This is a genomic window from Microbacterium sp. NPDC055683 (genome assembly GCF_053617895.1).
The window spans coordinates 26,034-51,273 of sequence record NZ_JBSHGQ010000015.1; the positions used below are offsets into that span (position 1 = coordinate 26,034).

24 protein-coding genes and 1 tRNA gene are annotated in these 25,240 nt (G+C 71.8%); 11 read left to right on the forward strand and 14 right to left on the reverse strand.

The features are described from left to right. Positions 1-5: 5 nt before the first annotated feature. Together ACWGPF_RS07845 and ACWGPF_RS07850 are read right to left on the reverse strand one after the other, a co-directional pair. Positions 6-563, reverse strand: a complete 558-nt coding sequence (locus ACWGPF_RS07845) for an aminoacyl-tRNA deacylase (protein WP_452332299.1) — start codon at positions 561-563, stop codon at positions 6-8. A gap of 154 nt (positions 564-717) precedes the next feature. Next, entirely contained in the window at positions 718-1,248 is a 531-nt protein-coding gene (locus ACWGPF_RS07850; protein ID WP_452332300.1) for a DNA helicase, read from the reverse strand. 97 nt (positions 1,249-1,345) lie between these two features. Here ACWGPF_RS07850 and ACWGPF_RS07855 point away from each other — a divergent pair, with 97 nt between their 5' ends. The 3 genes from ACWGPF_RS07855 to ACWGPF_RS07865 all read left to right on the forward strand — a co-directional run bounded on the left by ACWGPF_RS07855 (position 1,346) and on the right by ACWGPF_RS07865 (position 3,776). Then, positions 1,346-1,903 (forward strand): peptidylprolyl isomerase, encoded by a 558-nt coding sequence (locus ACWGPF_RS07855; protein WP_452332301.1) that lies wholly within the window; start codon positions 1,346-1,348, stop codon positions 1,901-1,903. A 13-nt stretch (positions 1,904-1,916) separates the two neighbouring features. Then, positions 1,917-2,813 (forward strand): rhomboid family intramembrane serine protease, encoded by an 897-nt coding sequence (locus tag ACWGPF_RS07860; RefSeq protein ID WP_345437878.1) that lies wholly within the window; start codon positions 1,917-1,919, stop codon positions 2,811-2,813. 321 nt (positions 2,814-3,134) lie between these two features. Then, positions 3,135-3,776, forward strand: a complete 642-nt coding sequence (locus tag ACWGPF_RS07865) for a hypothetical protein (RefSeq protein WP_452332302.1) — start codon at positions 3,135-3,137, stop codon at positions 3,774-3,776. A 63-nt stretch (positions 3,777-3,839) separates the two neighbouring features. Here the strand turns inward: ACWGPF_RS07865 and ACWGPF_RS07870 are convergent, their stop codons facing one another. The 8 genes from ACWGPF_RS07870 to ACWGPF_RS07905 are packed head-to-tail and all read right to left on the reverse strand — an operon-like array spanning position 3,840 to position 13,211. Beyond that, positions 3,840-4,076 (reverse strand): cell division protein CrgA, encoded by a 237-nt coding sequence (locus ACWGPF_RS07870; protein WP_452332303.1) that lies wholly within the window; start codon positions 4,074-4,076, stop codon positions 3,840-3,842. A 42-nt stretch (positions 4,077-4,118) separates the two neighbouring features. Continuing rightward, the gene (gene pknB / locus ACWGPF_RS07875; RefSeq protein ID WP_452332304.1) at positions 4,119-5,894 is read right to left on the reverse strand and encodes a Stk1 family PASTA domain-containing Ser/Thr kinase; all 1,776 of its coding nucleotides are present in this window, start codon (positions 5,892-5,894) and stop codon (positions 4,119-4,121) included. Positions 5,895-5,945: 51 nt separating this feature from the next. Next, positions 5,946-7,790, reverse strand: coding sequence for a serine/threonine protein kinase (locus ACWGPF_RS07880; protein WP_452332305.1), 1,845 nt, complete (start codon positions 7,788-7,790; stop codon positions 5,946-5,948). Then, complete coding sequence (locus ACWGPF_RS07885; protein ID WP_452332306.1) at positions 7,787-9,253, reverse strand: peptidoglycan D,D-transpeptidase FtsI family protein; 1,467 nt, start codon at positions 9,251-9,253, stop codon at positions 7,787-7,789. The genes ACWGPF_RS07880 and ACWGPF_RS07885 overlap by 4 nt, the downstream gene beginning before the upstream one ends. Further along, positions 9,250-10,623, reverse strand: a complete 1,374-nt coding sequence (locus tag ACWGPF_RS07890; protein ID WP_452332307.1) for an FtsW/RodA/SpoVE family cell cycle protein — start codon at positions 10,621-10,623, stop codon at positions 9,250-9,252. Before ACWGPF_RS07890 ends, ACWGPF_RS07885 begins: the two co-directional genes overlap by 4 nt. Further along, positions 10,620-11,969 (reverse strand): PP2C family protein-serine/threonine phosphatase, encoded by a 1,350-nt coding sequence (locus ACWGPF_RS07895; protein ID WP_345437892.1) that lies wholly within the window; start codon positions 11,967-11,969, stop codon positions 10,620-10,622. Before ACWGPF_RS07895 ends, ACWGPF_RS07890 begins: the two co-directional genes overlap by 4 nt. A gap of 10 nt (positions 11,970-11,979) precedes the next feature. Beyond that, positions 11,980-12,480, reverse strand: coding sequence for an FHA domain-containing protein FhaB/FipA (locus ACWGPF_RS07900; protein WP_452332308.1), 501 nt, complete (start codon positions 12,478-12,480; stop codon positions 11,980-11,982). Then, a complete protein-coding gene (locus ACWGPF_RS07905; RefSeq protein WP_452332309.1) occupies positions 12,477-13,211 on the reverse strand; it encodes an FhaA domain-containing protein in 735 nt (244 codons plus the stop codon). The genes ACWGPF_RS07900 and ACWGPF_RS07905 overlap by 4 nt, the downstream gene beginning before the upstream one ends. Before the next feature lie 213 nt (positions 13,212-13,424). On the opposite strand from ACWGPF_RS07905, the gene ACWGPF_RS07910 reads away from it, so the two are divergent. The 3 genes from ACWGPF_RS07910 (at position 13,425) to ACWGPF_RS07920 (ending at position 14,280) form a co-directional block, all read left to right on the forward strand. Beyond that, a tRNA-Leu gene (locus tag ACWGPF_RS07910) sits at positions 13,425-13,508 on the forward strand. Between the two features lie 93 nt (positions 13,509-13,601). Then, positions 13,602-13,934, forward strand: a complete 333-nt coding sequence (locus ACWGPF_RS07915) for a DUF6804 family protein (RefSeq protein ID WP_452332310.1) — start codon at positions 13,602-13,604, stop codon at positions 13,932-13,934. Positions 13,935-13,989: 55 nt separating this feature from the next. After that, entirely contained in the window at positions 13,990-14,280 is a 291-nt protein-coding gene (locus ACWGPF_RS07920) for a DUF4287 domain-containing protein (RefSeq protein WP_452332311.1), read from the forward strand. Between the two features lie 39 nt (positions 14,281-14,319). On the opposite strand, the gene ACWGPF_RS07925 is transcribed toward ACWGPF_RS07920, so the two are convergent. Continuing rightward, positions 14,320-15,669, reverse strand: coding sequence for a protealysin inhibitor emfourin (locus tag ACWGPF_RS07925; protein WP_452332312.1), 1,350 nt, complete (start codon positions 15,667-15,669; stop codon positions 14,320-14,322). 322 nt (positions 15,670-15,991) lie between these two features. Here ACWGPF_RS07925 and ACWGPF_RS07930 point away from each other — a divergent pair, with 322 nt between their 5' ends. From ACWGPF_RS07930 to ACWGPF_RS07950, 5 genes are all read left to right on the forward strand, one after another. Continuing rightward, the gene (locus ACWGPF_RS07930; RefSeq protein ID WP_452332313.1) at positions 15,992-16,984 is read left to right on the forward strand and encodes a LacI family DNA-binding transcriptional regulator; all 993 of its coding nucleotides are present in this window, start codon (positions 15,992-15,994) and stop codon (positions 16,982-16,984) included. A 438-nt stretch (positions 16,985-17,422) separates the two neighbouring features. Continuing rightward, on the forward strand, positions 17,423-19,021 hold the full coding sequence (locus tag ACWGPF_RS07935; protein ID WP_452332314.1) for a xylulokinase: 1,599 nt from the start codon (positions 17,423-17,425) through the stop codon (positions 19,019-19,021). A 7-nt stretch (positions 19,022-19,028) separates the two neighbouring features. Beyond that, positions 19,029-19,742: an L-ribulose-5-phosphate 4-epimerase gene (locus ACWGPF_RS07940; RefSeq protein ID WP_452332315.1), complete on the forward strand. Its 714-nt coding sequence runs from the start codon at positions 19,029-19,031 to the stop codon at positions 19,740-19,742. Beyond that, positions 19,739-21,259 carry an L-arabinose isomerase gene (gene araA, locus ACWGPF_RS07945; protein WP_452332316.1) on the forward strand — a complete coding sequence of 507 codons (1,521 nt, stop codon included), beginning with the start codon at positions 19,739-19,741 and terminating at the stop codon, positions 21,257-21,259. The genes ACWGPF_RS07940 and araA overlap by 4 nt, the downstream gene beginning before the upstream one ends. A 319-nt stretch (positions 21,260-21,578) precedes the next feature. Further along, the gene (locus ACWGPF_RS07950; RefSeq protein WP_156242614.1) at positions 21,579-21,785 is read left to right on the forward strand and encodes a cold-shock protein; all 207 of its coding nucleotides are present in this window, start codon (positions 21,579-21,581) and stop codon (positions 21,783-21,785) included. 124 nt (positions 21,786-21,909) lie between these two features. Here the strand turns inward: ACWGPF_RS07950 and ACWGPF_RS07955 are convergent, their stop codons facing one another. The 3 genes from ACWGPF_RS07955 to ACWGPF_RS07965 are packed head-to-tail and all read right to left on the reverse strand — an operon-like array spanning position 21,910 to position 25,138. Next, positions 21,910-23,178, reverse strand: a complete 1,269-nt coding sequence (locus ACWGPF_RS07955) for a hypothetical protein (protein WP_452332317.1) — start codon at positions 23,176-23,178, stop codon at positions 21,910-21,912. Continuing rightward, the gene (locus ACWGPF_RS07960; RefSeq protein ID WP_452332318.1) at positions 23,175-23,861 is read right to left on the reverse strand and encodes an HAD hydrolase-like protein; all 687 of its coding nucleotides are present in this window, start codon (positions 23,859-23,861) and stop codon (positions 23,175-23,177) included. The genes ACWGPF_RS07955 and ACWGPF_RS07960 overlap by 4 nt, the downstream gene beginning before the upstream one ends. 44 nt (positions 23,862-23,905) lie before the next feature. Further along, positions 23,906-25,138 carry an ROK family protein gene (locus tag ACWGPF_RS07965; protein ID WP_452332319.1) on the reverse strand — a complete coding sequence of 411 codons (1,233 nt, stop codon included), beginning with the start codon at positions 25,136-25,138 and terminating at the stop codon, positions 23,906-23,908. Positions 25,139-25,240: the final 102 nt, after the last annotated feature.

Here is a 25,240-nt window from a genome sequence, read left to right on the forward strand (position 1 = left end):
CGGGGTCAGCGGATGGCGTCGATCGGCTCCGTGATGTCGGCGACGGTCGCGCCGTAGGCGGCGACGAGCGCCTCCGCATCGACGAAGAGCGTGTACCCGTGCGCGCCGGCGCCCATCGACACGCGCCTGCCGAGGATGCGCTCGTCGGCGTACACCGGCCAGTCGGTCGTCGAGCCGAGCGGCACGATCGTGCCCCGTTCATATCCCGTCGCCGCGAGGGCGAGCGGTGCTTCCGGAAGGCGCAGCTTGTTCACGCCCACGACGCTCCGCAGCTTGCCCCACGAGATCGACCGGTCGCCCGGAACGAGGGCGAAGTAGTACTGCTCGCCCTTGCCCTTCACGACGAGCGTCTTCACGATGTCGGACGGCTCGATGCCGCGCAGCGCCGCGGCCTCCTCGAGGGAGGATGCCCGCGGCGACGCCTGCACGTCGATCTCAAGCCCGCGCTCGGCCGCCGCCTCCCGTACGCGCCTGGTCGCCTCCGCCGTGCTGCCGCGTCCGTCCGTGCTGCCGCCGTTGTCCGTGCTGCCGCCGCTGTCCGTGCTGCCGCCGCTGTCCGTCATCCCCTCATCCTCTCCCAGAGCCCTTGACCGTCCGCTGGCCGTCCCCGTGAACGCGCAAAAGGACATCCGTTCGTCGAAACCGCATCGGATGACGTGCAATTCCCTGCGGTCTCGACGAACGGATGTCCGTTGGCCGAGAAAAGTCGGTCAGGCGTCAGGCGTCGGGTGCCGCGAGCGGGTCGTCGGCCACCCACAGCTCGTCGTCGGCGCGCAGGGTCTGCCACGCGGCGTAGAGCACGCCGGCGGCGGCCGCGATGCCGAGGATGAGCGCGATGACGGGGCCGGCGCTCGACGACTTCTTGGGCGCGACGGCGGGGAGGCCGGCGCGCGAGCGCGCGAGCTTGATGCGCGTCTCGTTGGCGACGTCCCAGGCGGAGAGGGCCTTGCCGACGACGGCGCCCGCGACGGGGACGACCGAGCTGTCGACGAACTTCCTCGACGCCTTCACGCCCTTGTCGACGTACGGCCGCGCCTTGTCGACGTACGGCTCGACGTACTCGTGGTAGCCGCCCTCGACGGCGGGGGCGACCTGCTTGCGGCCGAAGACCTCGAGCTGGCGCCCGGCCTCTCGCGCGACGTCGGCTGCGCCATGGGCGACGACCTGCTGCGCCTCCCAGAGCTGCGCCGCGGACTGCTGGAGCTTCTTGAGCTCCTTCTTCTGCTTCCTGCTGAGATCGAGGCTCACGTGTGCCCTCCCGCGTCGATGGGGTCTGCTTTCGACCATCCTGCCAGATCGACTTCGCGATCAGCCCGGGTCTTGCGGACTCTGAGAGAATGTGCCCATGACTCAGCACACCGCCGTCGCGACCATCCACACGAACCACGGCGACATCGTCGTCAACCTCTTCGGCGACCACGCACCCAAGACGGTGCAGAACTTCATCGGCCTCGCAGACGGCTCGGCCGACTGGACCGACCCGCGCACGGGTGCGGCGGGCGAGGGCCCGCTCTACAAGGACGTCATCTTCCACCGCATCATCAGCAACTTCATGATCCAGGGCGGCGACCCGCTCGGGCAGGGCGTGGGCGGCCCCGGCTACACGTTCGACGACGAGATCCACCCCGAGCTCGCCTTCGGCACCCCCTACCTCCTCGCCATGGCGAACGCCGGCAAGCGCCCCAACGCGATCACGGGCCAGCTGAGCGGCACGAACGGCTCGCAGTTCTTCATCACGACCGTTCCCACCCCGCACCTCAACGGCAAGCACACGATCTTCGGAGAGGTCGCCGACGACGCGTCGAAGGCCGTCGTCGACGCCATCGAGGGCGTGCCCACCGGGCGCGGCGACCGCCCCGTCGACGACGTCGTCATCACGTCGATCGACGTCGTCGCCGTCTGACACCGCCGACAGCGTGACGACGGCCGACCGCCCCCGCAACGCCGACGACTACTGCTACCGGCACCCGTCGCGGCAGAGCTTCGTGCTCTGCCAGCGATGCCTGCGCACGATCTGCGCCGAGTGCCAGACGCAGGGCCCCGTCGGCGTCATCTGCCCGGAGTGCATGAAGGAGCAGCGCAAGAACCGCACGACGGCGCAGAAGCGCGCCGAGCGGCGCTGGCGCGGGGGCGGGGCGGTCGCCGTCGCGGGCGGCCGCCCGCGCGTCATGGGATGGATCGCCGGCCTCACGGCGGCCGTCTTCCTCCTGCAGATGGTCCAGCGGTACGCGCTGCCCGCGTTCGACGTCACGGGCTCGCTCATGTTCTTCGCGCCGTACCTGTACCCGCAGTTCGGCGCCTTCGAGCCGTGGCGCATCGTCACGGTCGCACTCGTCCACGGGCAGATCTGGCACATCGGCCTCAACCTGCTGTCGCTGTGGATGATCGCGCGCGTGCTCGAGCCCGTCGTCGGCAGCTGGCGATTCCTCGCCCTCTACGTGCTGTCGACCATCGGCGGCTCCGCGGCCGTGGCCGTCCTCGCGTTCGACAGCGCCGTCGTGGGCGCTTCCGGCGCGCTCTTCGGGCTCCTCGGCGCCCTGCTCGTCATCGGTCGTCGCCTCGGCGGCGACATCCGGGGCATCCTCGTCGTGCTCGGCATCAACCTGGTGCTCGGGTTCGTCCCGGGCTTCAACGTCTCCTGGCAGGCGCACGTGGGCGGTCTCGTCACCGGTCTCGTCGTGGGGCTCGTGCTCGCGCGGACCAGCGGCCGCGACCAGCGGGGTCTCCAGATCGGCCTGCTCGTCCTCGTGCTCGTCGGACTCCTCGCGCTCTTCGCCGTGCCGCCGCTGCTGGGATTCCCCGTCTTCACCTGACCCGTCTTCGACGCCGGCGGGGTCCGGGTTATCCACATGCCCTCCACAGGGTGGGAGGGTTTGTCCACGGTTAACCTCCCGTTCTCCACCGGCCGTCCACGGCGTTCTCCACCGCGAAACGGCACTTCTCCACCGGGTTATCCACAGGCTTATCCCCATTGGGGATGAATTACACGACTGTTATTCACAGGTGTGGGTCGTCCTGGGGATGAATCACACGGCTGTCATTCGACCGCCGTCCGCCGCGACGGGGCGGGTCACCCCCTGATGGCGTCCATATGCGTGGCGTATGCTCGGCCTCGAATCGTGAAAGGACCCGCGATGACCGACGACATCCAGCGGCTGATGACCGAGGCGGAGCCCGAGCCGCCGGCCTCGCGCCGTGACCGCTCCGGCCGCCGCGGCGCGGCGAAGCGGCGGCGCGGCGCATGGAACGCCGTCATCACCGTGTTCGGCGTCCTCCTGCTCGCGGGCGGTGTCGCGCTCGGCGCGGGTACGCTGTTCGCGCCGCAGGCGGTGGAGCAGGCGTACGGGACGATCAAGGTCGGCTTCGCCGAGAAGGTGCAGCAGGTCCAGGAGCAGGTCTTCGAGGAGCTTCCGACCGTGAAGCTCGGGGTCTCGGGCGGGCAGACCGAGCTGGACTACTGCGATGGCACCTTCACCGAGATGCTGTCGTACGAGCGCGAGGGAGTCCCGCCCGTGTGGGCTGCGCACAACAACTGCGGCGGTGACGTCATCCTGCCGTGGGAGGTCGGGCAGCGGATCCAGGTCGAGGGCGATGACACGGTGTACGAGATCGTCGACATCCGGTACACCTCGAAGATCTGGTCGTCGACGGCCGACCTCGTCGGGCTCGGCGGCGATCTCGCGCTGCAGTCGTGCTTCTACGGCGAGGACCGGATGAAGTTCATCGGGCTGAAGGCCGTCGACGACCAGGGGTCGACGACCGCCTCCGACCGCTGATCCGCCGCGACACGACGAAGCCCGCCTCCGAGGAGGCGGGCTTCGTCGTGAACGGGAGCGGCGTCAGCGCCACTGCGTGGTCATGAGGAATCCGATGAAGGCGATCCCGAACCCGATGACGAGGTTCCACGCGCCGATGTCCGGGATGGGGAACGCCATGCCGGAGAGGTAGAAGACGAGGATCCACACCAGGCCGATGAGCATGAACGCCACCATGACCGGCTTGAACCAGACGGGGTTCGGGCCCTTCGTGCTCTCGCTGCGCTCGACGGGTTCTTCGCCCTGGGATGCTCGTGCCATGCCCGCGATTCTACAGGGGTGCCGCGGGGGCTCCGAACCGCGTCAGTTCGCCTCGGTCGACACGGTCGTCGTCGGGCTCGGGGTGGGCGACGGCGTCGCCTCCTCGCCCGTGCACACGCGCAGCGAGATCGTCGACGAGATCGGGACCGACCCGATCGCCGACTGGGAGATGACGCCCGGCTGCGTGCAGTTCGGGTCCTCGACGACCTTGGGGGTGAGCCCCAGGCTCTCCACGGCGCTCTGGGCGGCGGTGAGCGAGAACCCGGTGAGGTCGTCGAGCTTCACCCGGCCCGTCGCCACCTCGAGGTCGACGGCCGTGCCGGCCGGCAGCTCGTCTCCCTCGTCGAGCTCGTCGGTGCCCGCGTGCGCGGCGAGGACGGTGTCCTCCGCGCTCTCGGCGTCGTCCACCGGCAGGATGGCGCCCAGCGCGAGCCCGGCATCGGAGAGGGCGGCGCGCGCCTCAGACTCGGTGAGACCCACGAGCGCCGGCACGGAGGCGACCTCGGGTCCCTCCGACACGTGCACCTCGATCTCCTGATCCGGGGTCACGGCGACGCCGTCGGCGGGATCGGTGTCGACCACGACGCCCTCCTCGACCTCTGCGTTCGGCACGTCGACGCGCACCGGGACGAGGTCGTCGGCCTCGAGCTCCTGCACGGCGCGCTCCCAGGTCATGCCCGCCACGTCGGGGACGACGCGCGCGTCCGCCGGGACGATGTTCCACGGCTGGATCCGCGCGACCCAGAACACGAGGGCGATGAGGAGGACGGCGATGAGGGCGACCGCCGACCAGATCCAGACGACGGGCGGGCCCGACTGCGTGCGCGACATCGTCGTGTCGCTCGCGAGCTGCTCGAGGGTGCGTGCGGTCTCCTGCGCCTGCCGGGGCGAGGGGCCGAAGAGCTCGTTCGTGAGGGTGTCGAGCTGGCGCTTGGTCGGCGCCGGGCCGTCGAGAGCCGCGTCGAGCGCCTCGCGGAAACGTGCGGCGTCGGGGTAGCGCTGCTCGGGGTCCTTCGCGAGCGCGCGCAGCACGACGAGGTCGAGGGTGCGGGGAAGCGCGGGGTTCGCCGCCGTGGGCGGCGTCGGCGTCTCGCTGACGTGCTGGTAGGCGACGGCGACGGGGGAGTCGCCGCGGAACGGCGGGCGGCCCGTCAGCAGCTCGTACAGCACGATCCCCGCGGAGTAGAGGTCGGCGCGCGCGTCGACGGGGTCGCCCTTCGCCTGCTCGGGGGAGAAGTACGCGGCCGTGCCGAGGATGGCCGTCGTCTGCGCGACGGTCGACGAGGAGTCGGACACGGCGCGTGCGATGCCGAAGTCCATGACCTTGACCTGACCGGAGTCGGTCACCATGACGTTGCCCGGCTTGATGTCGCGGTGGATGACGCCTGCCCGGTGCGAGTACTCGAGCGCCTCGAGGATGCCGTCGACGTAGCGCACGGCCTCCTTCGGAGGCACCGGACCGCGCGCCGCGATGTCCTTCAGGAGCGTTCCGGTGACGAGCTCCATGACGATGAACGGGACGGGGCGGGTGCCGCCGACGGCGTCGGTCTCGGTGTCCTCGCCGGCGTCGAAGACGCGCACGATCGAGGAGTGGGCCATCCGCGAGGCCGCCTGCGCCTCGAGCCGGAAGCGGGTGCGGAACGTGCTGTCGCTCGCGAGGTCCTTCTCGAGGACCTTGATGGCGACCTCGCGGCCGAGCTTCTCGTCGTATCCGCGGTAGACGCTCGCCATCCCGCCGCGGCCGATGAGATCGTCGACGCGATAGCGCTCGTTGAGCACGCGCTTCTCGTCCTGCACGGATGTCCCCCCTGATGACACGGACAGGTCAGCCTAGCCCGCGCCCCTGAACGTCGAGTCGCGAGCCGGGGCTCACTCCCCGGATGCTCCGTCCGACGACGACGAGCCGTTGCCGGAGTTGCCCGAGTTCCCGGAGTTGCCCGACGGCGTCTCGGTGGGTTCGGGGGTCTCGGGCGTCGACGACACGATCTGCGCCGTGGTGAGCGCCGACGGATCGGAGTCGCGCACGGTGCCGTCCTCGCCCTCGCACTGCGCGATGTAGCTCGCGCTGATGTAGCTGCCGAGACCGCCCGTCACGGTGAGGGCGGCGTCGGTCTCGCCGGGGAGGAAGTCGCGCGTCGTGCTGCCGTTGTCGGCGAACTGCGCGTTCTCGAGGGTGACCGAGTATCCCGCGAGGCTGCCCGTCCCGCTCGGGCACGTGAAGGGCGGCCACGTGATCGTGAACGACGCGCCCTCGGGGATCTCGGTGGCGTTGGTCGTCGCGCCGTAGACGAACGTCGGCGAGTTGGGGGCGCCGACGGGCGTGACGGCGTCGTACACCGTGAGCGCGATGGCGGTGCCGACCGTCTGGTTGCCCTGCGGGCTCACCTCGTAGACGACGCCGACCTGATCGTCGGACGAGGCCGCATTGCCGGGGGTGCAGCTGGGGACGAGGCCGGCTTCCGACAGCGTCGCCGTCGCCTGGTCGCACGTCTGCCCCACGAGCCCCAGCGCGCTGACGTCGACGGTCGTCGGCGTGGTCTGCGTCGGGGTCTGCGACGGCGATGGCTCGCTCGACGGCGTCGACGCACTCGACGTCGTCTCGACGGGGTCGGGCTCGTCCTGGTTGAGGAGCAGCGCGGCGACGGTTCCGCCGAGCACGAGCACGAGCAGCACGATGAGCGCGACGAGAGGCCACGTCCACGGGCTCTGCTTCTTCTTCTTCGGCGGCTCGCTCTCGGCGTCGTCGATGCCGTCGGCGCCGAACGGGATGGGGCGCGTCGCGTTCAGCAGCCGTGTCGTCTGGTCGTCGCCGGAACCCAGCAGCTGCGTGAACGCGTCGTCCGCGAGAGCGGCGCCCGCGGCGACGGCCGGCACGGCGGCGGCCGCCGCTGCGACATCGCCGCGGCGCAGGGCGTTGGCGGCGCGCGCGACGGCGGCCGACGACGCAGGTCGGTCGTCCGGCTTCTTCGCGATCATCGCCATGACGAGGTTCTGCACCGGCTGGGGGATGTCGGAGGGCAGCGGAGGCGGCTGCTCGTTGATCTGCGCCATCGCGATCGCCACCTGCGACTCGCCCGTGAACGGGCGCTTCCCGGCCAGGCACTCGTACGCGACGATGCCGAGCGAGTAGGTGTCGGTCGCGGGGCTCGCGGGATGACCGGACGCCTGCTCGGGCGACAGGTACTGCACCGTGCCCATGACCTGCCCGGTCGCCGTGAGCGGCACCTGGTCGGCGATGCGGGCGATGCCGAAGTCGGTGATCTTCACGCGCCCGTCGGGTGTGATGAGCAGGTTGCCCGGCTTGATGTCGCGGTGCACGAGTCCCGCCGCGTGGGCGGCCTGCAGCGCGGCGGCCGTCTGAGCGGTGATGTCGAGCGTCCGCTCGGGCGGCAGGGCCCCCTCGCGCTCGAGGATGGTCGAGAGCGCCTCGCCCGGGACGAGCTCCATGACGAGGAAGGCCGAGCCGTTCTCCTCGCCGTAGTCGAACACGCTCGCGATGCCCTCGTGGTTGACGAGCGCGGCGTGGCGGGCCTCGGCGCGGAAGCGCTCGAGGAACCCGGGGTCGCCCATGTACTCGTCCTTGAGGATCTTGATCGCGACCGATCGTCCGATGACGTGGTCGGTCGCCTCCCACACCTCGCCCATGCCGCCGATGGCGATGCGCGAGTTCAGCTCGTAACGGCCCCCGAAGGAAACACCCCGTGTCGGTCTCATCGTCCCAGCACCGCCTCCATGACTTCCTTCGCGATGGGAGCCGCGATCGTGTTCCCGCTTCCCGACTGCCCCTGCCCGCCGCCGTCCTCGACGACGACGGCGACCGCGATCTGCGGGTCGTCCGCCGGCGCGAAGCCGGTGAACCAGAGCGTGTAGGGCTCGTCGGCGTCGCCTTCGGCGGTGCCGGTCTTCCCGGCCACGTCGACACCGTCAATTCTTGCATTGGTGGCGGCGCCATCCTGGACGCTCGCCGTCATCGCCTCGGTGAGGGCATCCGCGAGATCCGCGTCGAGCGCCGTGCCGAACTGCGTGGGGTCGTAGGTCTGCTGCACCGACAGGTCGGAGCCGATGACGTCGTCGACCATCCACGGGTTCATGACCACGCCGTCGTTCGCGATGCCCGCCGCCACCATCGCGATCTGCAGCGGCGTCGCGGTCACCTGCCCCTGCCCGAAGCCCGTGAGCCCCGTCTGCGCGTCGTCGCCGCCGAGACTCGGGTACGACGACGCCGTCGAGACGAGCGGCGTCTCGAAGCTCGTGTTGAAGCCGTACTTCTCGGCCTCCTCGCGGATGGCGCCCTCGCCGAGCTCCACGGCCAGCTCGGCCATCGGCACGTTGCACGACAGTCGGATGGCGTCGTGGAGGGTGACCTCGTCGCCCGACCCGCACGTGCCGCCCGAGGCGTTGCTGACGACGTGCGTGGAGCCGGGGAGCGTGTAGGAGGCGACGTTGTCGAACGTGGAGTCCATCGTGTAGTCGCCCGACGCGATGGCGGCCGACGCTACGACGAGCTTGAACGTCGAGCCGGGCGCGTACAGGTCGCCGGCGATGGCCCGGTTCTGCAGCGGCGACGGATCGGCCTGCAGGAGACCGTCGTAGCTCGTGTTCACCGCGTCGGAGTCGTGGCTCGCGAGCTGGTTCGTGTCGTACCCGGGCGTCGAGACCATCGCGAGGATGCGCCCCGTGGACGGCTCGATCGCGACCACCGCGCCCGTGTATCCGCGGCTCGTCAGCCCGTCGTACGCGGCCTGCTGCACGGCGGCGTCGAGGCTCAGCTCGATGCTCGACCCGCGCGGGTCCTGCCCCGAGATGATCTGGTCGAGGCGCTGGAAGAAGGCGGAGGCCGACTGGCCGGAGAGCTCCTGGTTCATGGCCTGCTCGAGGCCCGTGGCCGACTGCAGGACGGGGTTGATGTAGCCCGTGATCGTCGACCAGACGTCGGGGTTCTCGTACTGCCGCTGCCACGCGTAGATGTCGTCGCTCGCCGTCGACGTGGCGATCTCCGTGCCGTCGGCGATGATCGATCCGCGCTGCACCTCGAAGCTGTCGTACAGCGTGCGCCGGTTGAGCGGGTTCTCGTTGAGCTCGGCCGCCGAGACGACCTGGATCCAGCTCGTCGCGACGAACAGCGAGAGGAACATGAACAGCACCATGATGCCGAGCCTGCGCAACTCCTTGGTCATCCGATCACCGCCCTGGGCTGCTGGCGCACCGCGTCGCTGATGCGCAGGATGAGGGCGACGATGAGCCAGTTCGACACGAGCGACGAACCTCCCGCCGCGAGGAAGGGGGTGGTGAGGCCGGTGAGCGGGATGACCCGTGTGACGCCGCCCACCATGATGAACACCTGCAGGGCGAGCGTGAACGACAGCGCCGTCGCGAGCAGCTTGCCGAAGTCGTCCTGCCCGAGCACGCCGATCCGCAGACCGCGGGCGGTGAAGACGAGGTAGAGGCAGAGGATCGCGAACAGTCCGACGAGGCCGATCTCCTCGCCGAGGCTCGGGAAGATGTAGTCGCTCTGCGAGACGGGCGTGAGGTAGGGGCGGCCCTGTCCGAGGCCGGTGCCGAACAGGCCGCCGTGCGCGAGGCCGAAGATGCCGTTGACGAGCTGGAAGCTGCCGCCGTCGGTCGCGTCGTAGAGCGACTCGTCGAAGGCATTGAGCCAGGTGTCGAACCGGTTCTGCACGTACGAGAGCACGAACGAGGCGCCCACGGCGCCGCCGACGGCGAGCACGACGCCCGTGAGCATCCATCCCGTCTTGCCCGTCGCGACGTAGAGGGTCGTCGTGAACATGCCGAAGATGAGCAGGCCCGTCCCGAGGTCGCGCTGCAGCACGATGATCGCCATGGAGATGAGCCACACGACGATGAGCGGGCCGAACTCGCGTGCGCGGGGGAAGGTGAAGCCGAGGATCTTCGTGCCCGTCGACGCGAGGCTCTCGCGCGTGCGGACGAGGTAGCCGGCGAAGAAGATCGCGAGGCAGATCTTCGCGAGCTCGCCGGGCTGGAAGTTGAACCCGAACACGTTGATCCACACGACCGCGTTCCCGCCGCCGTTGAGGAACGGGACGAACGGCAGCACGAGGAGCAGGATGCCCGTGAAGCCGAAGACGTAGGTGTAGCGGAAGAGCACGCGGTAGTTCACGAGCGACCAGACGAGCACGATGGCGAGCGCGATGGAGATCGCCGAGTAGGCGATCTGGCTCGGCGCCGCGATGCCGCGGTCGACCGTCTCGTTGTACAGGTCGATCCGGTGGATCATGGCGATCCCGAGCCCCGACAGCAGGGTGGCGATCGGCAGCACGAAGGGATCGGCCTGCGACGCGCGGATCCGCAGCACGACGTGCAGCGCGAGCGCGAGCGCCGCGACCACGGCCATCCCCGCGAGGATGCCAGGACGCAGCTCGTCGACGGCGCCGAACTGCACGAGGACGACGGCGCCGGCGGACAGCGCGAAGGCGAACAGCAGGAGCAGCAGCTCGCGGTTGCGCAGCGGCTGCGGCCGTCGCACCCGGCGGAGCGCCTTCTGGATCTGGGTGTCGGCGGCGGTCATCCCTCGCCCTCCGGGGTCGCGGTGGGGCTCGGGGTCGGAGTCGTCGTGGGCGCGGGCGTCGAGAGGTCCTCCGCCTCGTCCTCGGCGTCGTCGAGCGTCTCGTCGACCTCGCCCGGCTCGAGCTGGTACGAGCGCAGCCGCTCCACGATCGCCTCGGCGTCGGCGAGCGAGCGGGCCGAGATCGTGCGCTCGACCTGGGTGCGGTAGGCCTGCGGCAGGTCGGCGAGCAGCACGTCGGTGTCGTCGTGCACCTCGGAGAGCGAGATCGGGCCGAGCGACTGCTGGATGCCCTGGTAGATGACCACCGAGTCCTCGTCGGCGCCGACGTAGTAGCGCGTCTGCGTCCAGTTGAAGAAGAGGGCGAGACCCCCGGCCACCGCCGCGATGAGGAGCAGCAGCCCTCCGATGGCGCCGAGACGGCGTCGGCGGCGACGTCGCCTGTCCTCCGCGATGAGCTCCTGCAGGTACTCCGGCTCCGGCTCGAAGTGCGATGGCTCGTTCGCGGCGGCGCGGTTCGGGTGGAACCAGCTCGTGGGCAGCACGCTGCGGGCGGCCGGCACCTCGACGCCGCCCGTCGACGCCGACCCCACGATCGTGGGCGTGCCCGTGTAGAGGGGGTGCTGGCCGCCGACGTCGACGATGACGATCGTGACGTTGTCGGGTGCCCCGCCGTCGAGCGCGTTCTTCAGAAGGATGTCGGCGGTGCGGCCGGGCGCGTATCCCTGCCGCATGGCCTTCTCGATGTGCGCCTCGTCGACGACGCCGGAGAGGCCGTCCGAGCAGAGCAGCCAGCGGTCGCCCTCGTGGGTCGGCATGATGAACGAGTCGACCTCGGGATGGGCGTCCATGTCGCCCAGCACGCGCATGAGGACGGAGCGCCGCGGGTGGTAGCGGGCCTCCTCCGGCGTGATCCGCCCGGAGTCGACGAGCCGCTGCACGAAGGTGTGGTCGGTCGTGATCTGCGTGAGCTCGTCGTCGCGGAACAGGTAGATGCGCGAGTCGCCGATGTGCGCGATGACGGCGTAGTCGTCGACCATGACGATCGACGAGACGGTCGTTCCGAGGCCCGCGAGCTCGGGGCGCTTGGAGGCGATCTGGATGAGGTCGCCCGCCGTCGACGAGATCGTCGAGGTGAGGGCCCGTTCCGCCTCGGCGGGCGAGTCGTACACCTGGTCGAGCGGCGCGATCTTCTGGATGGCGACGGCGGACGCGACGTCGCCGCCGGCGTGCCCGCCCATCCCGTCGGCGACGACGAACAGGTTCGACCCGGAGTAGCCGGAGTCCTGGTTGTTCGAGCGCACCTTCCCGGTGTGGGAGATGGCGGCGCTGGAGCCCGTGAAGACCATCGGCCGGGGGTTACTTCCGCAGCTCGAAGGTCGTGGCGCCGACCTTGACCGGGACGCCGAACGGAACGGGGACGGGGGTGTTCGGCGAGACGCGCTGGCCGTCGAGGAACGTGCCGTTGGTCGACTCGAGGTCCTGCAGGACCCACTGGTCGCCGCGCAGGAGGAGTCGCGCGTGATGGCTCGAGGTGTAGTCGTCGCGGATGACGAGTCCCGACTCGCTCGAGCGTCCGATCGTGAGCGCGTCGCGTCCGAGGGGGAGCTCGAGCCCCGCCTTCGGCCCCGAGGTGATGACGATGCGCGTGCCCGGCGAGGCGGCCGCGACGGGCGGGGAGGGACGCGGGGGAGTCGACGGCGCGCTCGCCGCGGGCGGGGCGGCGGCAGCCGACTGCGGGAGCTTCCGCACCCGGACGCCGAAGATGTCGGCCCGCAGCGAGAACACGACGGCGAAGACGAAGAGCCACAGCACGAGGAGGAACGCGTACTGGAGCAGCAGCTGGGTGAGCTCGTTCATCGATCCCCTCCACGGAAGTCGTACAGCTCCGTGACCGCCTCGTGGCGGGCCACGCGCTGCTCGGGGGCGGTGAGGGGGACGAGCCGGAAGACGATGTCGGTGCGTCCGATCGTGATGACCTGCCCGTTCTCGAGGGGGGCCTGCTTCACGGTGCGGCCGTCGAGCTTCGACCCGTTCGTGGAGCCGAGGTCGCGCACCATGGCGCGCTCGCCGTCCCACAGCACCTCGACGTGCCGCCGGCTCGTGCCGGGGTCGGGGATCGTGATGTCGGCGTCGCTGCCTCGCCCGATGACCGTGCGTGCCCGGGCGAGCGGATGGCGGCGGCCCGAGATCTCGACGACGGCGCGCCAGTCGACGCGGCCCTCGGCCGTGACGGAGTCGACGCCGAGCGTGCCCGTCGACACCTGGGGGTCGGTGCGCAGCGTGATCGCGACGGGACCGGGGAGGCTGTAGCCCTGCTTCGAGGCGTGCGCCCGCACGATCTCGTCGAGCTCGGTGGTGAGCGCGGAGCCGAGCGCGGCCATCCGCTCGGCGTCGGCGGGGCTGAGGCTGACGGTGAAGGAGTTGGGGGCGAGCACGCGGTCGCGGGTGACGATGGCGGCCTTCTTGTCGAGCTCGCTCCGCAGCGCGGACGCGATCTCGACGGGCTGGAGCCCGCTGCGGAAGGTCTTGGCGAACGCGCCGTTGACGACGCGCTCGAGTCCCTTCTCGAAGCTGTCAAGTAGTCCCACGGGGCTCCTCTGGCAGGCCGACTGGTCAGGGTCATGTTAGCCAGATCGCCTGGAAGCGCGGTGCCGTGCGGCGTCGGATGGCGACGCGAGGGGGATGAGGATCATCCTCTCGGGGGACATCGGGGTGTCGACGCGCCCGCCGTGGCCCGGTTTCGCGGGTGCTCGCGGCCCGTGATATCCTCGGGAAGTTGGGTCCGGAGCGATTCGGACTCTGCGCGAGTGGCGGAATTGGCAGACGCGCTGGCTTCAGGTGCCAGTGCCTTCACGGGCGTGTGGGTTCAAGTCCCACCTCGCGCACAGGCAGAGCCCCGGTCTTCGGACCGGGGCTCTTCTCGTCTGCGGCGCCTACGATCGAGGGATGCGCGCTCACGACTCCCGGCCGGCCATCCGATGAGCGGGAAGAAGGAGCCGGCGCCGCAGCGCAACGCCTTCGCGCCCGGCCTCATCGGCGCCGCGGCGCTGTTCGTCGGGCCCGCGCTGCTGGAGTCGGACGCGTACCTCGTCATCCGGTTCGTCGTCGCGATCCTCGCCGCGATCGTCGCGTGGTTCTCGTTCTCTGCCGGTCAGTGGTGGTGGGGAGTCGTGTTCGTCGCGGTCGTCGTGCTGTGGAACCCGGCCTATCCGATCGACCTGCCGAACGAGGCGTGGGCGCCGCTGCACATCGCCGGGGCGGTGTGCTTCATCGTCGCGGGCGCGCTCGTGAAGACGCCGCCGCGGGAGTAGCCGTCCGCGGCCCTTCCCGCCATGCTGATGGTGTCCGCACACCGATCGGAGACCCATGTCGTTCCAGGCCTACCTCGACAACATCGAGACGAAGACGGGGCTGACCCCGCGGCAGTTCATCGACCTCGCCGCGCAGCGCGGGTTCGGCCCCGGGACGAAGGCGACGCCCATCCTGGAATGGCTGAAGGACGAGCACGGCCTCGGCCGGGGCCACGGGATGGCCCTCGTGCACGTCATCACGAAGGGCGCCGTGATCGACGCGAAGCACGTCGGGTCGGGCGGCGCGCACGCCGACGCCTCCGACACGCTGTGGCTCGACGGGATCGCGACGAAGCCGGCGGGCTGAATCTCCGCCGTGCGGGTGGCGCGGGCGCGTGCGGGTCGGTCAGCGGCGGCGGTCGCCGCGGTCGAGGATGCTCCGGAGCAGCGAGAGGACGTCGTCGGGGAGCTCGCCCTCGCCGACCGTGATGTCGATGCGCTGGGAGATCTCGATCCGCCACGTATAGGCGTCGGGCTTCGGCGGGGCGTCGGTCAGATCGGCGAGCGCGCCGGAGTCGACGAGCTCCTCGAGGCGCTCGCGCTCGGGGTCGGGAAGCGCCGACTCCGGCACCTCGGCGACGTGGACCCGGCCGAGGAGGCCCCCCGACCGCTCGACGCGCACGGTCTCGTCGCCCACGGCCGGGCCATCCGCTGCCGACGCGCTGTCGAGGTCGACGCCGACCTGCGCCCAGGCGTCGGACACCGCAGCTCTCTCGCGCGAGTCCGCGCCGAACCGGGCGGCGGCCGCGGCGACGGTGGCGGCCGCGAACGTCGCGAAGTCGGCGTCGGGCGCCACGGCGCGCTGCTCGAGCACGTCCATCCACACGCGGCCCGCGCCCTCCCACGCGGGGCCGCCGATCGCGGTCGCGGCGAGGAAGAACGCGTGGTTCGGGATGCCGGAGTTGATGTGCACGCCGCCGTTGTCGCTCGATGTGACGACGTAGCCGGCCATCGTGGCGGGCTGCGGGTCCTTCCCGAGCACGTCGTCGTCGTACGCCGTTCCGGGGGCCGCCATCGAGCGCAGGGCGACGCCCTCGACCCGATCGGTGAAGAGCCCGGCGCCGATGAGCCAGTCGGCCTCCTCGGACGTCTGCCTCAGGAGGTGCTGCTTGACGAGGCTGCCGACGACATCCGCGATCGACTCGTTGAGGGCGCCGGACTGCCCCTGGTAGACGAGGTCGACGGTCGCCTGGACGAGGCCGTGGGCGAGCTCGTGCCCCACGACGTCGACGGCGGCGGTGAACGAGCCGAAGATCTCGCCGTCGCCGTCGCCGAACACCATCCGCTCGCCATCCCAGAACGCGTTGTCGTAGCGCTCGCCGTAGTGCACCGTGGCGAGGAGCGGACGGCCCGCGCCGTCGAGCGAATCGCGGCCGAACGCGGAGTGCAGCAACTCCCAGGTCGCGCCGAGGGCGTCGTACGCCTCGTCGACGGAGCGGTCGCCCGTCGCCGGATCGCCCTCGCGCCGCGCCGTGCGGCCGGGGAGGGCCGTGGATCCGCCCGCGTCGGAGATCGTGCGCTGCGGGCCCGCTTCTGCGGTCGCCGTCGTCGCGAACATCGGCCGGGCAGCCGACGCCGATCGGCGGGTGCGCAGCGAGCCGTCGACGGCGAGCGTCTGCTGCGCGCAGGTCGCGACGGCCGGCTCGGCGTGGTCGGCGAGGCGCTCGAGCAGGAAGGGCGGCACGATTCCGTTCATGCCGCGACCATACGGCGCGGCGCCGACATCCGGGCGGCGGGATGGGTGGGGGAGTCGGGCGGCGGGGCCGAGCCAGGCTGCGCGCGGCGTCTGGGCGGGCCGGGATTCGGATGCGTGGGACGGGCGTGGGCGTGTCGGGTGACAGGAGTGGGTGTCTGCATCACGGGTCCGACGGGCGGTGCGGGCGATGACGGCATCGGCGGGTGCGTCCTGAAGGCGGATGGCCCGCATGGCGGATGCCCTTGAAGGCGGATGGCCCGGACGGCCGGGAGTACGGTCCGCGCACCACGGCCCGCTACCGTGGTCGGGACGGGAGGGCAGGATGGCGCAGCAGCGGCGGGTGCCGAGCATCTACGACGTCGCGCAGCGCGCGGGCGTCTCCCACCAGACCGTGTCGCGCGTGCTCAACGACTACGAGGGCATCCGGCCGGCCACGCGCGAGAAGGTGCGCGAGGCCATCCGCGATCTGGGGTACCGGCGCAGCGTCGCGGCGCGCACGCTCGCGACGAACCGGACGGGGTCGATCGGCATCCTCGCGCCCGCGACCGCCGCGTACGGCGCCGTGAGCACGCTGCTCGCCGTCGAGCACGCCGTGCGCGACGCGGGGTACCGTCCGCTCGTGACGAGCGTCGTGCCCGAGTCGGATGCCGCGCGCGCGGGGATCGAGTTCCTCCTCGACCACTCCGTCGAGGCGCTCGTCGCGATCGCGCCCTATCGGTCGATGCTGGCTGAGCTGGAGGGGGCGGGTCTGCCCGTGCTCGCCCTGCAGGCGGGCGGCGAAGGCCCCGACGCGGTGGCCGTCGATCAGCGCGCGGGGGTCGACGCCCTGCTCGACCACCTCGTCGCGCTCGGGCACACGGCCATCCAGCACGTGGCAGGACCGAGCGGCTACATCGAGGCCGACCTGCGGAGGGACGCGTTCGAGGCGGCGGTCGCCGACCGCGGGCTGCCGGCTCTCCCGGTGCTCGCGGGCGACTGGACGGCCGACGCCGGGTACGCGCTCGCCGCAGCTCTCGCGCCCGAGGCGACCGCGGTGCTCGCCGGGAACGACCAGATGGCGCTGGGGATCGTGCACGGTCTCGCCGATCGCGACGTCACGGTGCCGCGCGACATCAGCGTGACGGGGTTCGACGACATCCCGGAGGCGGCGCACAGCCTGCCCCCGCTCACGACCGCCCATCAGGACTTCGCCGAGATCGGCCGGCTGGCGGTCGCGGGGCTCGTCGCGCGGCTCGACGGCGCGGACGGTCCGGTGTCGGACTCCGTCGCGCCGCGGCTCGTCGTGCGCGGTTCGACGGCCTCTCCGCGTCGCTAGCCCGCTGCCGTCGTCCGGATGGCGGCTGTCGTCCGGGTGGCGGTTCGCGTCCGTATCGCGGCGCTTGGGGCCGCGAACTGCGACCCGGGCGGGCGGTGCTGTCGTTCGGGTGGCGGTTCGCGTCCGTATCGCGGCGTGTGGGGCCGCGAACTGCGACCCGGGCGGGCGGTGCTGTCGTTCGGGTGGCGGTTCGCGTCCGTTTCGGGGTGTGTGGGGCCGCGAAGTGCGACCTGGGCGGAGTGTCCAACCGGGATGGTCGGAGCCGGGAGGGGACGCCCGGAGCCGGGAGGGGATGGCCGGAGCCGGGATCGGATGGCCGCGGCACGCGCCCCCGCCGGCGCAGTCGTCGTGCCGGCGCGCGATTGCACGGGATGCCGACGGCGGGTACGCTGAGACGCGCGCTGATGTGAGCGCTCACATGCATGTCGAGGAGGACGGATGGCGGAGGCGATCGCGCAGGCGGCGCTCGGGATCGAGTTGGGATCCACGCGGATCAAGGCGTGCCTGGTCGCGCCGGACGGCACGACGCTCGCATCGGGCGGGTACACCTGGGAGAACCGGCTCGTCGACGGCCTGTGGACCTACGGGCTCGACGAGGTCCGCGCGGGCATCCGCGCCGCCTATGCCGAGCTCGCCGCGGAGGTCGAGCGCAGCCACGGCGTGCGCCCGTCGGAGGTCGCGGCGATCGGCGTCTCGGCGATGATGCACGGCTACCTCGCCTTCGACGAGGCGGGCGAGCTGCTCGTGCCGTTCCGTACGTGGCGCAACACGAACACGGGAGCGGCGGCGGCCGAGCTGAGCGACGCGCTCGACTTCGCCATCCCGCTGCGGTGGTCCGCCGCGCATCTCTACCAGGCGGTCCTCGACGGCGAGGAGCACGTCGCCCGCGTCGCGCACGTGACGACTCTCGCCGGCTACGTGCACGAGCTGCTCACGGGCCGGCGCGTGCTCGGCGTGGGCGATGCGTCCGGCATGTTCCCCATCGACACGGTCGCCGGCGGATACGACGCCGGCAAGCTCGCCGTCTTCGACGAGCGGGCCCGCGCTCACGGCTTCGCGCGCCCCCTCGCCGATCTCCTCCCCGCCGTGCTGAGCGCGGGCGACGACGCGGGCTCGCTCACGGCGGATGGCGCCGCCCTGCTCGACGAGACCGGCTCGCTCCGGGCGGGCGCGCCGCTCTGCCCGCCCGAGGGAGATGCCGGAACCGGCATGGTGGCGACGGGAGCCGTGGCTCCCCGCACCGGCAACGTCAGCGCGGGCACGAGCATCTTCGCCATGGTCGTGCTGGAGGGCGCACCCGGCGCGCCCCACGACGAGATCGACATCGTCACGACCCCCGCCGGCGACGCCGTCGCCATGGTGCACTGCAACAACGGCGCGAGCGAGCTCGACGCGTGGGCCGGTCTCTTCGGCGAGTTCGCCGCGGCCCTCGGCCACCCCGTCGCCCCCGACGCCGTGTTCGGCGCCCTCCTGGGCGGCGCGCTCGACGCCGACGCAGACGGCCTCATCGCGTACAACCTGCTGTCGGGAGAGCCGATCGCGGGCCTCGACGAGGGCCGCCCGCTGATCGTGCGCGCGCCCGGCGCGGCGCTCACGCTCGGCGGCTTCGCCCGCGCGCAGCTGCAGGGGGCCTTCGCCGCGCTGAGCGTCGGCATGCGCACGCTCGCCGACGAGGGCGTCGCGATCGACGAGCTGCGCGCCCACGGCGGCGTGTTCCGCACGAAGGGCGTCGCGCAGCGCATCCTCGCCGCCGCGCTGGATGCCCCGGTGTCGGTCTCCGAGACCGCGTCGGAGGGCGGCGCGTGGGGCGTCGCGGTGCTCGCGCACTACCGTCGTGCCCGCCTCGACGGCGAGCAGGCGGGGCTCGCCGCCTGGCTCGACGCCGGCATCCTCTCGGACGCGGCGTCGGAGACCATCCGCCCCGAGCCCGCCGAGGTCGCGGCGTTCGACGCGTACCGCGCCCGCTGGGTCGCCGGGCTCGCCATCGAGCACGCCGCCGTCGCGGCCGTCCCCGTCACGACCCCCGAATCCGAGTGAGGACAGAATGACCGACTTCAGCCCCGAGGTGCAGAGCGCGATCGAGCGCGTCCGCGCCGACGTCGCCGCGCTCCATGCCGAGCTCGTGCGCTACCAGCTCGTCGTCTGGACCGGCGGCAACGTGTCGGGCCGCGTGCCCGGCGCAGACCTCTTCGTCATCAAGCCCTCTGGCGTGGGCTATGACGACCTGGCACCCGAGAACATGATCCTGTGCGACCTCGACGGCGCCGTGATCCCCGGCACGCCCGGCTCCGACCGCAGCCCGTCGAGCGACACCGCGGCGCACGCATACGTGTACCGGAATATGCCGGAGGTCGGCGGGGTCGTCCACACCCACTCCACCTACGCCGTGGCCTGGGCGGCACGCGCCGAGCCCATTCCGTGCGTCATCACGGGGATGGCCGACGAGTTCGGCGGCGAGATCCCCGTCGGTCCCTTCGCGGTGATCGGCGACGACTCCATCGGACGCGGCATCGTCGAGACGCTGCGCGGGCACCGCTCGCGCGCCGTCCTCATGCAGAACCACGGCCCGTTCACGATCGGCAAGGACGCGAAGGACGCCGTGAAGGCCGCCGTCATGGTCGAGGACTCCGCCCGCAGCATCCACATCTCCCGGCAGCTCGGCGAGCCCGTCGCCATCCCGCAGGAGAAGATCGACCACCTCTACAACCGCTACCAGAACGTGTACGGCCAGACGCCCCAGGGAGGCATGAACCGATGAGCCGAAGCATCATCCCCGATCTCGCACAGCACGAGGTGTGGTTCCTCACGGGGAGCCAGCACCTCTACGGAGAGGAGACGCTCCGTCAGGTCGCCGAGCAGTCGCAGCAGGTCGCGCAGGGCCTCGTCGACTCCGCGGATGTCCCGGTGCGCGTCGTGTGGAAGCCCGTGCTGACGGGCTCGGACGAGATCCGCCGCGTCGTGCTCGAGGCCAACGCCGACGACAACGTCATCGGCCTCATCGCCTGGATGCACACCTTCAGCCCCGCGAAGATGTGGATCGCGGGCCTCAACGCGCTGCAGAAGCCCCTCCTGCACCTGCACACGCAGGTCAACGTGGAGCTGCCCTACGCCGACATCGACTTCGACTTCATGAACCTCAACCAGGCCGCCCACGGCGACCGCGAGTTCGGGTACATCGAGACGCGCCTCGGCATCCCGCGCACGACCGTCGTCGGACACGTCAGCGACCCTGCCGTCACGGCGCGGGTCGGCGTGTGGACGCGGGCCGCGGCGGGCCGCGCGGCCTCACAGGGCCTCAAGCTCGCGCGCTTCGGCGACAACATGCGCTACGTCGCCGTGACGGAGGGCGACAAGACGGAGGCGGAGATCCGCCTCGGCGTCCAGGTCAACACCTGGGGTGTGAACGACCTCGTCGAGGCCGTGGACGCCGCGAGCGAGGCGGACGTCGACGCGCTCGTCGCGGAGTACCTCGACCTCTACGACGTCGCCGACGAGCTGAAGCCGGGCGGGGAGCGTGCGGAGTCGCTGCGGTACGGCGCGAAGGTCGAGATCGGCCTGCGGTCGTTCCTCGAGGCCGGCGGCTTCAGCGCCTTCACGACGTCGTTCGAGGACCTGGGCGGGCTGCGCCAGCTGCCCGGCCTCGCGGTGCAGCGCCTCATGGCCGACGGGTACGGCTTCGGCGCGGAGGGCGACTGGAAGACGGCGGTGCTCGTGCGGCTCGCCGCGGTCATGGGCGCGGGCCTCCCGGGCGGCGCGAGCCTCATGGAGGACTACACGTACCATCTCGAACCGGGCAACGAGCTCATCCTCGGCGCCCACATGCTCGAGGTCAGCCCGAGCCTCACGACCGCGAAGCCGCGCCTCGAAGTGCACCCGCTTGGCATCGGCGACCGCGAGGACCCCGTGCGACTCGTCTTCACGGCCGACGCCGGCCCCGCCGTCGTCGTCGCGATGAGCGACCTGCGCGACCGGTTCCGCCTCGTGGCGAACGTCGTCGAGAACGTCGACCTGCCCGCCCCGATGCCCAAGCTCCCGGTGGGCCACGCGCTGTGGAAGCCCGCCCCCGACTTCCACACCTCGGCGGCAGCCTGGCTCGCCGCGGGCGCCGCCCACCACACCGTCATGTCGACGCAGGTGGGCGTGGAGGTGTTCCGCGACTTCGCGAAGATCTCGGGCATCGAGCTCGTCACGATCGACGACGCGACGACCCTCGACGGGTTCGAGCGCGAGCTGCGCTGGAACGCCGTGTACTACCGCGTGGCGCAGGGGCTCTGACCCCCCGCGGAGGGCCTCCCGTCCGGGCGGGCGGCCCTCCGCGGACGCAACTTATGAATCCGCTCCGTGTCCCCCATTTGGGGGACACGTGCGCTACACTCGTACGCAGACGTCCCTCTCGGTCGTCCAGCCCTCATCGCTATCCCCCCTAGTCGATGAGGGCTGATTCTCTTTCCGGCGGATGCGACGCTCGGCGCCACGAGGCGACGCGGCGCGTCATCTGCGGGAAAGCCCCCTATCATTTCCGGCCGCACTCCCGTAGCGTGGACGATGTCGGCGCGAGATCTGCGTCGGCACCCAACAACAAGAACGGCAGTACATGAGCACGCAGGGCACCGTCAAGTGGTTCAACTCGGAGAAGGGCTTCGGCTTCATCGCTCCGGACGAGGGCGGCTCTGACGTCTTCGCGCACTACACCGCAATCACCGCGAGCGGCTACCGCTCGCTCGAGGAGAACCAGCGCGTCGAGTTCGAGATCGCGCAGGGTCCCAAGGGACTTCAGGCGGAGAACATCCGCCCGCTGTAATCCACAGCGACACAGAAGGGCCCGTGCGAGCGATCGCACGGGCCCTTCGTCGTGCGCGTGCGCGTGGGCGCTCGGGCGCGCTTTCGTGCGCGGGGTGCGCTCGCGCGCTTCGTGCGCGGGGCGATCAGGCGCGCAGGGGCGTCGCGAGCGCCTGCGCGTCCTCGGCGTGGCGGATCGCGCGGCGGGCGTCGTCGAGCGCCGCCACCGGGTCGTGCGCCTGGCGGGCGCGGGCGAGCTCGTCCCGCGCCGCATCGAGGCGCACGCGCGCCTCGAGCGAGGCGCCGGGCTGCACCGCCGCCTCGGCGCGCGCGAGGGCGCTGCGTGCCGCGGCGAGCGTGCCGGGCAGGGCGCCTCGCGCGCCCAGCAGGCGCTGCTGCACGGTGCGCGCGTCGGCGAGAGCGCGATCGAGCCGGTCGCGCAGGCGGGCGATCTCCTCGTTCACATGCACCGGCCGGGCCTGCGCCTCCGCGCGGAGCTCGTCGAGCCGACGGGCGGCCGCGTCGATCTCGCGGCCGAGGCGGTCGGCGTCGGGGGGCGGGAGTGCGGCGCGGATGCCCGTGGCCGAGCGGATGGCGCCGGCCGCGCCCGTCAGCTCCCCCGCCACGGCCTGCGCCGACTGCACGACGATGCGGTGGCGCTCCTCGAGGACCCGGAACCCGCGTTCGGCGGACCGCAGCGCGCGCTCCGCGGCCGCGAGGTCGGCGAGGGCGGACGCGGACGGATCGGCCGCCTTGTCCGCGGCGGCGCGCAGGCTCTCGTCGGCCGCCTCGATCTCGCGGCCGGCGCGGTCGGCTGCGGCCTCGGCGTCCGCCCACTCCGCGCGATCCGCGCGCTCGGCGAGCTCGGCGAGGAGCGCGGCCGGGTCGCCCGTGCGCGCCCTCAGCGCGGCGAGCCGCCCGCGTGCCGCCGCGACCTGGTCGGCGGCGGCGGCATGCGTGCGGGTCCACTCCCGATGGTCGTCGCGCGCCGCCGCCACGCTCTGGATGGCGGCATCGACACGCGTGCGGAGCGTTCGCGCGTCGCGTCGCACGTGCGCCGGGAGGCGGTCGTCCTCGCGGAGCGCACGGTACGCCGAGAAGGCGTCGTCGCGTGTGTGCTGAGCGCTCATGCGCGCACGGCGCAGGCTCGCGGGCGGGTCGCCGTCGTACAGCGCGCCCGACAGCGCGATCTCCAGCTCGAGCTCGTCGAGATCGTCGTCGAGTGCGACGAGGGCCGCGCCGACGCCGTCGAGCGCCGTCGTCGTCTTCGTGCGGGCGCGTCTGCCCCGACGCGCGCGCTTCGTGATCCACGTGACGAGGACCACGATGGCTGCCGCCCCGCCGAACACGACCGCGGCGGGCAGCAGCCAGGCGAGGAGCGTCGCGGGGTCGATCTCGAGACGGGGCACGGTCATCCCCCTGGCGAGGCGAGGAGCAGCGCCCGCAGCTGGTCGATGTCGTCGACGACCGCGGCGGCGCCCTCCTCCTCGCCGGGCGTGCCGAAGCCCCATCGCACGTGGATGACGGGGATGCCGTGCTCGGCCGCGCCGTCGATGTCGTGGTGCCGGTCGCCGATGAGCACGGGCCGCGACACGTCGACGCCGGCGGCGGCCATCCGCTCGATCGCCTTCGCGATGACGGTCGACTTCGTGTCGAGCGCGTCGGCGGCGGGCGACGCGCCCGTCATCGTCACGAAGCAGTCGTCGACGCCGTAGTGCTCGAGGATGCCCGCGACCTGGTTCTCGGGCTTCGAGCTCGCGGTGGCCTGCGGCACGCCCGCCTCGTGCACCTCCCTCAGCAGCTCGGGCACGCCGGGATAGAGGACGACGGACGACGCGAAGCCCTCGCGCGTCGCGAGCGCGCGGTAGCGCTCGACGGCGTCGACCGCCTCATCCGGGCTCAGCATGGCGTGCACCTGGAACGACTCCAGGATGGGCGGGCCGATCCAGGCGGAGAGGTCATCCGGTCCCGGCGGGGTGCGGCCGAGGTCCTCCAGCACCCGGACGATCCGAGGGAGGATGCCCGCGGAGGCATCGGCGATCGTGCCGTCGACGTCCCAGAGGATGCAGGACCAGGGGGAGATGCCGGGCGACGCCATGCTCCCACCCTACCGACGCACCCGTCCGCGGCAGCGGAGGCGGATCAGGCCGACGCGGGGCGGAGCAGCGGCGTCGACGACGGCGCGAACGCGGCGCTCAGCACCTGGCAGCCGGCGCCCACCGCGGTGGCGTCGGCGCCGACCACGGAGGTGCCCACGCGCAGCGGATGCGGCAGCACGTACGCCTTCGACGCGTCCACCCTGCGGCGGATCTCGGCGAGCGCGACGGGCGCGAGGTGATTCCAGAAGGCGCCGCTCACCACGACGTCGGCGAGGTCGAGGAGGTTCGCGACGAGCACCACGGCGGTCGCGATGTCGCCGGCGATGCCGTCGACGATCGTCCGGACGCGGGCGTCGTCGTCGGCCGCGGCGCACGCCTCGGCGTAGGCGGCTGCCACCGCGTCGTGGTCGTCGAGCGAGACGGGTGCGATCGCGCCCGCCTCCGCCGCCTCGCGCACGAGCCGAGCCGGCGCGATGTTCTCGCCGAGGCAGCCGCGGTTGCCGCACGCGCACAGCGGGCCGTCGTGCGAGACGCGCAGATGGCCGATGTCGCCGAGGTTCGACGTCGCCCCGCGGCGCACGCTGCGGTCGAGCGCGATGCCGAGGCCCACGCCCGTTCCGATGTAGAGCACGGCGAAGTCGTCGCGGTCGGGATCGCCGGCCGACCAGAGCTCGCCGATCGTGGCCGCGGTGACGTCCTTCTCGAGCGCCACGGGCATCCCGAGCGCGTCGCCCAGCGCGTCGCGCAGCGGCACGCCGTCCCATCCCGGAAGGAGGGGCGGGTTGTCGACGGTGCCGCGCTCGAGGTCGAGGGGACCGGGTGCGGCGATGCCGATGCCGAGGAGCCGATCGCGGTCGACGTGCGCCGCGGCGACGAGCGCCTCGACCGAGCCGACCATGCTGTCGACGACATGCGCGGGCGAGAGCACGCGCGGCGTCGGCGTCACGGCACGGGCCACGACCGCGCCGGCGAGATCGACGACGGTGTAGGTGATGAACGACGGATCCAGGTGGATGCCGATCGCCGAGCGCGCTTGCGGGACGAGGTGCAGCGCCGTCCGCGGCTTTCCCGGGCCGATCGCGGTGCGCTCGCCCTCGCGGATGAGCCCGGCGGCGAGCAGACGCCGCGTCGCGTTCGTCGCGGTCTGCGACGACAGCCCCGTCTGAGCGGCGATCTCGACCCTGCTCACCCCGTCGCGGGCCATCCGGATGACGTCGAGCACGACCGACTGGTTGAACTCGCCGATCGACGGCAGATTCGCACCGCGTCGCGACATCGGGCACCTCCGAGACCAGTATCGACCCGTCGACCTCTTGACTTTAGTAAACCAAGACGATTTATTAATTCGCGACGGCCGCGCATCGGGGCGCCGGCCCGA

What these genes read in the sequence shown, in the direction of transcription:
- ACWGPF_RS07855 (WP_452332301.1), top strand. Translation starts at nt 1,346, where the DNA reads ATGACTCAGCACACCGCCGTCGCGACCATCCACACGAACCACGGCGAC.
- ACWGPF_RS07935 (WP_452332314.1), top strand. Translation starts at nt 17,423, where the DNA reads ATGGCGGAGGCGATCGCGCAGGCGGCGCTCGGGATCGAGTTGGGATCC.
- ACWGPF_RS07890 (WP_452332307.1), bottom strand. Translation starts at nt 10,623, where the DNA reads ATGACCGCCGCCGACACCCAGATCCAGAAGGCGCTCCGCCGGGTGCGA.
- ACWGPF_RS07965 (WP_452332319.1), bottom strand. Translation starts at nt 25,138, where the DNA reads ATGTCGCGACGCGGTGCGAATCTGCCGTCGATCGGCGAGTTCAACCAG.
- ACWGPF_RS07960 (WP_452332318.1), bottom strand. Translation starts at nt 23,861, where the DNA reads ATGGCGTCGCCCGGCATCTCCCCCTGGTCCTGCATCCTCTGGGACGTC.
- ACWGPF_RS07865 (WP_452332302.1), top strand. Translation starts at nt 3,135, where the DNA reads ATGACCGACGACATCCAGCGGCTGATGACCGAGGCGGAGCCCGAGCCG.
- araA (WP_452332316.1), top strand. Translation starts at nt 19,739, where the DNA reads ATGAGCCGAAGCATCATCCCCGATCTCGCACAGCACGAGGTGTGGTTC.
- ACWGPF_RS07895 (WP_345437892.1), bottom strand. Translation starts at nt 11,969, where the DNA reads ATGGTCTTCACGGGCTCCAGCGCCGCCATCTCCCACACCGGGAAGGTG.
- ACWGPF_RS07920 (WP_452332311.1), top strand. Translation starts at nt 13,990, where the DNA reads ATGTCGTTCCAGGCCTACCTCGACAACATCGAGACGAAGACGGGGCTG.
- ACWGPF_RS07930 (WP_452332313.1), top strand. Translation starts at nt 15,992, where the DNA reads ATGGCGCAGCAGCGGCGGGTGCCGAGCATCTACGACGTCGCGCAGCGC.
- ACWGPF_RS07900 (WP_452332308.1), bottom strand. Translation starts at nt 12,480, where the DNA reads ATGAACGAGCTCACCCAGCTGCTGCTCCAGTACGCGTTCCTCCTCGTG.
- ACWGPF_RS07950 (WP_156242614.1), top strand. Translation starts at nt 21,579, where the DNA reads ATGAGCACGCAGGGCACCGTCAAGTGGTTCAACTCGGAGAAGGGCTTC.
- ACWGPF_RS07915 (WP_452332310.1), top strand. Translation starts at nt 13,602, where the DNA reads ATGAGCGGGAAGAAGGAGCCGGCGCCGCAGCGCAACGCCTTCGCGCCC.
- ACWGPF_RS07940 (WP_452332315.1), top strand. Translation starts at nt 19,029, where the DNA reads ATGACCGACTTCAGCCCCGAGGTGCAGAGCGCGATCGAGCGCGTCCGC.
- ACWGPF_RS07925 (WP_452332312.1), bottom strand. Translation starts at nt 15,669, where the DNA reads ATGAACGGAATCGTGCCGCCCTTCCTGCTCGAGCGCCTCGCCGACCAC.
- ACWGPF_RS07880 (WP_452332305.1), bottom strand. Translation starts at nt 7,790, where the DNA reads ATGAGACCGACACGGGGTGTTTCCTTCGGGGGCCGTTACGAGCTGAAC.
- ACWGPF_RS07955 (WP_452332317.1), bottom strand. Translation starts at nt 23,178, where the DNA reads ATGACCGTGCCCCGTCTCGAGATCGACCCCGCGACGCTCCTCGCCTGG.
- ACWGPF_RS07870 (WP_452332303.1), bottom strand. Translation starts at nt 4,076, where the DNA reads ATGGCACGAGCATCCCAGGGCGAAGAACCCGTCGAGCGCAGCGAGAGC.
- ACWGPF_RS07885 (WP_452332306.1), bottom strand. Translation starts at nt 9,253, where the DNA reads ATGACCAAGGAGTTGCGCAGGCTCGGCATCATGGTGCTGTTCATGTTC.
- ACWGPF_RS07845 (WP_452332299.1), bottom strand. Translation starts at nt 563, where the DNA reads ATGACGGACAGCGGCGGCAGCACGGACAGCGGCGGCAGCACGGACAAC.